Annotated in this window: 4 protein-coding genes and 1 rRNA gene; all 5 read right to left on the bottom strand. The window is 40.1% G+C overall.

Annotated elements, in window-relative coordinates; all coding sequences use genetic code 11:
• Positions 1-35 precede the first annotated feature (35 nt).
• Positions 36-578, bottom strand: coding sequence for a DUF2726 domain-containing protein (locus FTU79_RS10410; RefSeq protein ID WP_078189487.1), 543 nt, complete (start codon positions 576-578; stop codon positions 36-38).
• Between the two features lie 434 nt (positions 579-1,012).
• On the bottom strand, positions 1,013-3,424 hold the full coding sequence (locus tag FTU79_RS10415) for a YgiQ family radical SAM protein (protein ID WP_180049900.1): 2,412 nt from the start codon (positions 3,422-3,424) through the stop codon (positions 1,013-1,015).
• 229 nt (positions 3,425-3,653) lie between these two features.
• Positions 3,654-4,484, bottom strand: a complete 831-nt coding sequence (locus FTU79_RS10420) for a M48 family metallopeptidase (protein WP_180049902.1) — start codon at positions 4,482-4,484, stop codon at positions 3,654-3,656.
• Positions 4,485-4,805: 321 nt separating this feature from the next.
• A complete protein-coding gene (locus FTU79_RS10425; RefSeq protein WP_180049905.1) occupies positions 4,806-5,999 on the bottom strand; it encodes an MFS transporter in 1,194 nt (397 codons plus the stop codon).
• Between the two features lie 165 nt (positions 6,000-6,164).
• A 5S ribosomal RNA gene (gene rrf, locus FTU79_RS10430) occupies positions 6,165-6,269 on the bottom strand; the annotation flags it as partial.

A 6,269-nucleotide genomic window follows, 5' to 3' on the forward strand; every position in this document is an offset into this window, starting at 1 on the left:
GCTTTTTTTTGCAAAAGGCTTTGCTCTTTGAATCCCTAAGATCCAATAATTTTGATCTTTTTACGTTCCAAATCTGAATATAAATGATATTTTTTCAAATCATTAACCGGTACAAATGGCGCTTGTACACGCTGCTCATTTAAGAAATCTTCGCGTAATTGAACGTACTCAGGCACATCATCATAACGAATGACACGATAGCCTGCCAAAGCGAGCAAAGCATCTTGATATTGCGACTGCTGCATCCGTTTGAGCACCATTGGATCATCTAAAGCGACGATCGCTAAGATTTGGTGCTGTTCATCGAGGACGACAAAGTCCGCCACCATATTTCGATACTTGTTCCGCGTCCGATAATATTTCGTGGTCAACAGTGCATCAAAAGACACATGCGCAAGGATTGTATGCTTAGGCAAAATTTCTTTTAAACGCGTGTAGGTTAATTGCTCATTAATGTTGAAAATAGCACGTTGTTTCAATGCGCTATCTTGTTGCTTAGAATCACCTTCTAAACTTTTCCAAGCCATTATGAGCACACAGAAGAGTAAAATACTCCCTATTACTATGTATATAGTCATCTCATAATCCTTTATATTTCTTATATTTTTGGTTTTTGACATACTTCTTATGAAGACGAAGTATACAACCAGTATTATTTTTTTAATTTCCTATTAAAAAAAATAACTCTAACTTTCACACAATACGTATTTAAACTGACAAAAAGTTGCAAACTTAAAGCGTTAAACATCACATGCCACTTCGTTCAGAGTAATAGCATCCATTGCTATATATTGATACTTTAGATCATTCGCTAAAACGACAGCAAGTGCATTTCCTCTCACTGTCTGACAATTCCGATAAGCTGTCAAATTTTGCTCGTATTTCATTGAGATAACCGACGCACATATGGCATTAAGCTTGTAACAACATATAAAAATGCAAACTGTCTGATGCTGCCGAGCATATCAGCCATAAAAAAAGACACCGAAGTGTCTTTTTTTATTTCATCATTTTAAGCGCGTGATTTAGGCTTCGATTTTCCTTTGGGTTTCGAACCGCCAAAAGGTTTTTTCGCTTCACCCGTTTCACGCGGCGGCAGACCAGTATGCTGCGTCAAAATTTGACCACGCTCAGGACGCTTCTTGGTATTTGAAGGACGCGATTGAGCAGCCTTCGTCCGATTACCTTGTTCACCTGTACGTTTTTGTGAATCACCCGCAATGCTTGAGTTCTTTTTACGTGCAGATTGGTATTGACCCTCAGCACTGCCAGCCGGTTGATACGTCGGAATCAAATGCTGTTTTGAGTTACCAATCAGATCCTGACGGCCCATTTCTTTGAGCGCTTCACGCAGCAATGGCCAGTTGTTTGGATCATGATAACGCAAGAAGGCTTTATGCAAACGACGGCGTTTTTCACCTTTCACGATATCGACATTTTCGGTATAACGCGCCACTTTAGCCAGCGGGTTTTTACCGGTGTAATACATGGTCGTTGCAGTCGCCATTGGTGATGGATAGAAGGTTTGCACCTGATCGGCACGGAAACCATTCTTCTTCAGCCAAATCGCCAAGTTCATCATGTCATAGTCCGTCGTACCCGGATGCGCTGCAATAAAGTAAGGAATGAGATACTGCTCTTTCCCTGCTTCCTTACTGAAACGATCAAACATTTGTTTGAAACGGTCATAGGTCCCGATCCCCGGTTTCATCATCTTCGATAATGGACCTTTTTCGGTATGTTCAGGCGCAATCTTCAGGTAACCACCAACGTGATGTGTCACCAATTCTTTGACATATTCTGGGTTTAACACCGCAAGGTCATAGCGTAAACCAGAACCGATCAGAATCTTTTTAATCCCCGGCAATGAACGTGCTTTACGGTATAACTGGGTTAAAGGCGCATGATCGGTGTGCAAGTTTTGACACACACCTGGGAATACACACGACGGCTTACGGCAGTTCTTTTCAATCTCAGGATCTTTACATGCCAAACGGTACATATTGGCCGTTGGGCCGCCTAAGTCAGAAATGATCCCGGTAAAGCCCGGTGCGGTATCACGAATTTTTTCAACTTCACGCAAAATCGATTCTTCAGAACGGTTTTGAATGATACGCCCTTCATGCTCTGTAATTGAGCAGAAGGTACAGCCGCCAAAACAGCCGCGCATAATGTTCACAGAGAACTTAATCATGTCAAAGGCAGGAAAACGCGCTTCACCATAAGCTGGATGCGGCAGACGTGCATACGGCAAATCAAACACATAATCCATTTCTTCCGTAGTCAATGGAATCGGCGGCGCATTCAGCCAAACATCACGCTCACCATGCTTTTGCACCATCGCGCGCGCATTGCCCGGATTGGTTTCCAAGTGCAAAATACGGTTGGCATGTGCATACAGTACAGGATCATTCGCCACATCTTCATAGGCAGGTAAACGAATCACCGCCAATTCACGCGGCGGCAATTTATGCTTAATGGCTTTTGATGCAGGCTGCAGCTGCACGATTTGCGTGTCGGCGTCTAAGTTATCACCTTCACGAACAATCGGATTTGCTACCGCTTCTTTTTGGAAGCCTTGATATTGCGTAACGCTGTCTTTGCCTTTTTCGATTTCACAACCTTCAAGGTCTTCGGTCATCACATAAGGGTTAATGATCGGATCGACACGGCCAATCGCATCGACATCATTTGATGCGATTTCAACAAACTTCGCTTTTGAAGCCCGGTTATTTTTATTCACAATAAATGCAGTACCGCGGACATCCGTAATCTCTTGGATTTTTTCACCGCGAGCCAAACGATGCATGATTTCCGTGATTGAACGTTCACCATTACCATACATCAACAGGTCGGCTTTCGAGTCCATCAATACTGAACGGCAGACTTTATCTGACCAATAATCATAATGCGCAATACGGCGCAGCGACGCTTCAATACCGCCCAATAATACAGGCACATCTGGATAAGCTTCACGCACACGCTGGCAATATACCGTAGCTGCGCGGTCTGGACGTTTATTCGGTTGATTATCTGGAGAATACGCATCATCCGAACGGATTTTACGGTCAGCCGTATAACGGTTGATCATCGAATCCATATTGCCGGCTGTTACGCCCCAAGCAATATTCGGTTTACCCAACACACGAAATGCTTCTACATTGGTCCAGTCCGGCTGAGCAATAATCCCGACACGGAAACCCTGCGCTTCAAGGGTACGGCCGATAATGCCTGAACAAAATGATGGATGATCGATATACGCATCACCACAAACCAAAATAAAGTCGCAACTGTCCCAACCGAGTTGATCCATTTCTTCGCGTGACATCGGCAAAAATGGCGCAGGGTCAAAACAAGACGCCCAATATTTGTCGTAATCAAACAACGCTTTTGGCGCAGTCTGCATAGTATAAGCAGTAGACATGGCTAGCAATTCTCGGCTGGCAGATGGAATGATCTGAAAAAAGATCAAAGAAGATGAAAGCCGATCATTTTACCATGAATTCCATTCATCATGCTTGATTATAATTTATACAATAGCTACAGAATCATTGAATTGTTTTATATAGCCATCAGATGTAATAGTGCTGTAGCACGACTATAAAACAAGATTTAAATAAATCATTTGTAACTTTGCTTTAGTTTAAATCAATCTAGAATGTGCCATGAGTTATCGCATTTTTATTCAACATTACAGCCTGTGCCTGTTGAAATTGAATGTGCATTTCAGGTAAATATTTTTCAATATAAATCTTACGCTTATCTATACTGTCTTGAGTCATCAATGGTTTTACATCAAGCATTTGACGGCGTGTCGTTTCCTGCTGATATTTTTGCCAAAAACTCAATGCTGCATTTGGATCAAAGCCCGCTTTCGACATCAGATCAAGTGCAAGGACATCAGCTTCCAGTTCAAATTTTGAAACTTTAGGCAAAAAAACAGCTTGCCCAGTCACACTACTGGCCGCAGTAGCAAGCGTACCGATACCCGCAGTTGAAGAAATCATCGCCACCTGACTTGCAAACAGCAGGGAAATCTTCTCACGATGATGATCACGCAGAGCATGTGCCATTTCATGCGCCATCACAAATGCCAATTCATCTTCATTCAGCTTTAAACTCCAATACAAACCCGTGTTAATGACAATTTTCCCACTTGGAAAACCATGTGCATTTAAATCTTTATTTAAATTCCCACTGACTTGCCAATCCCATTGACTCGAACCTTGACGGTAAAACTCCGCATTTTTTTTGAGTTTATTTAAAACCTGATCCAATTTCGGATCAATGATCAAAAGTTGTTTGTCTTTCGCTTGATGAATAAATTGTTGATACGATCTATCCGCCTGTTTAGTTAATAACTTTTGAGGAACGATAAAAAACTGTTTTCGCTCTGCGCCTGCTGTCCCTAAATTCGTGGTACTTGTACAAGCTGAGATTAAGATAAAAACCAAAGCCATCATTAAAATAGTTATATTTTTCATAATCGCCTTAATTTTAATACCAATATTGATCTATATATATAATTCTATCTAAAAACAAATGCAAAAATATTCAAAAAAACAAATAATTCATATTTATCATATATTTATTATTTTTCAAACTTTTAAAAATGATAACCAAAAATAATTTATTTATAATATTGTGATGTATTTCATTATTATGAGGCACCTTTTAAAAGGCATATTAGACCAAAATTGTATAATCATAAAAATAGTAAACTTAGCCATTTTTATAGCGTTATTTATATTAAAAATAGATGTAAAACGAATATTTAATAATAACTTATTCACATATTTCTATCTTTATTTATTCAATTGTATTGCTAAAAATAAACCAATCATCAAGATAACAGCAATAAAGCTCGTCAACCCAATCCAACCAGAAATTTCCCAAACCAAACCACTACTACTACCCAAAATACTAGAACCTAAGTAATAGCAAAATAAATATAAAGATGAACCTACGGCACGGTATTGCAGGGATTGAACTGATACCCAACTACTTGCCGTGGAATGCGCTGCAAAAAAAGCAAAAGTGAATACAATCAGCCCCAAAATGACTGACCAAAATGCCGGAATGAGCATGATCAACAGCCCGAACAACATCATGAGCAGCATCGAAGGTAAAACTTTTACCCGGCCAAAGCGTTTCCCCCAACTTGCAGCCCGAGGTGAACTATATATTCCTGCCAAATATGCTATGGAGATTAGTCCAATCCATGTTTGAGAAAGTTGATAAGGTTCTTCTAATAGGTGGTAGCTCATATAGTTAAATATAGAGACAAAACATCCCATGAGGATAAAGCCTTGAAGGAATAAAATTCTCAGCTTTGGATCTGCTAAATTTTTAACGAAAGATTCATAAAATCGGTTGAAACGAATGGGATAAGCTTGAAAATGTTGAGATGCTGGAAGTAATAAAAAGAATGCTGTGGCTATACATAGGTTAATGATGCCGATAATCATCATGGCATTTTGCCAACTAATATAATCAATCAATACCCCAGCAATGAGACGACCACCCATTCCTCCAATCGCAGTACCCGATATATACAGGCCCATTGCAAAGCCTATATCTTTTTGCTCAATTTCTTCACCTATATAAGTCATTGCAACTGCAGCAACACCGCTAACACTTAATCCGATCAGCACGCGATTCAATAAAAATATTTTCCAAAGTGGAAATATAGAACTAATGATTGAAAGTGACGCTGCCAAAAATAAAGCGGTGACCATCACAGGCTTACGACCGAATCGATCTGAAATCAAACCAGTGAATAGCAGCCCAATCGCTAAGGCAATGGTAGAAAAAGATAAAGGAAAGCTGCTATGTGTCGGACTGACATGAAAGAAATTCGCAAAGATGGGCATCATCGGTTGTACACAATACAACGATGAAAAAATTGCGAAGCCTGCTAAAAATAAAGAAAATAAAATGGCAAGAAATGGCCGTGTGCCATATTCAATATAAGGAGAATTTGAGGCTAAATCAGACATGAGCTTTCCATCAATGACACGGATAGTATACGCCTTTCAGTCTTTAATTTATAAATCACATGAAATGAATGATGAATTCTTTCTTTTTTTCTCATTACTTCTTTTTCTTTTCCTCACGCATAAAAAAACACCCCCTGGACTAGTCAGGGGGTGTTTCGAATAATGAGCTGGCGATGACTTACTCTCACATGGGTAACCCCACACTACCATCAGCGCTAAGAGGTTTCACTTCTGAGTTCGGGAAGGGATCAGGTGGTTCACTCTTGCTAT

Source organism: Acinetobacter sp. YH12144, assembly GCF_013418345.1.
GTDB classification, from domain to species: Bacteria; Pseudomonadota; Gammaproteobacteria; order Pseudomonadales; family Moraxellaceae; genus Acinetobacter; species Acinetobacter amyesii.